This is a genomic window from Oleiphilus sp. HI0067 (assembly GCF_001635735.1).
On the sequence record NZ_LWFI01000089.1, the window covers coordinates 1 to 700 of the forward strand.

Genomic DNA, 700 nt, shown 5'->3' on the forward strand with positions numbered 1-700 from the left:
CAAACAGACGCATCCATCAATCCTGGTAATTCTGGGGGAGCGCTCATCAATTTGCGCGGCGAGCTGATCGGCATTAACTCCGCCATCCTTGCACCAGCAGGCGGCAATGTAGGCATCGGGTTTGCGATTCCCTCTGTTGTGGCACAAAGCATCTTAAAACAGTTGATTCTATACGGAGAGGTGAAGCGCGGAGGAATTGGCGCAAGCTTCCAAGATTTAACCGCAGATCTGGCAGAAGCCTTCGGCTTGAATCTTTATCAAGGCGCATTAGTTAGTGAAGTGAAAACTGACAGTGCGGCAGAGCGCGCCGGACTAGTCCAAGGAGATGTTATTATTGAGGCAAATGAACGGCCAGTTAAAAACGCAGAAGACATGCGAAATCAGATAGGATTAGCGCCGCTGGGTGAAACATTAAAACTCAAACTGTTAAGAGGTGAAAGAACACTCGAACTAGTCGTCGAAACAGAAGAAATTCCGATACCAGAAATTAAAGGCGTTCAATTACACCCCAGCCTATCAGGTCTGCAACTCCAAGATCTTATTAACCCAGATAAAGAACGGAGTGTCGGCGTCATGGTCATGAACATCGAGGAACGATCAACCGCTGCTTTCCAAGGCTTTGAAATTGGCGATATTATCTACGGAGTGAACAACAAGCGCATCCATAGCATCGAAGAACTCAGTTACTTCATAACCATAA

1 protein-coding gene is annotated in these 700 nt (G+C 46.9%); it reads left to right on the top strand.

Annotated features, from left to right (window positions below):
- Positions 1-700: PDZ domain-containing protein (locus A3739_RS01325; RefSeq protein WP_156502230.1), on the top strand; the 700-nt coding region annotated here is incomplete at both ends.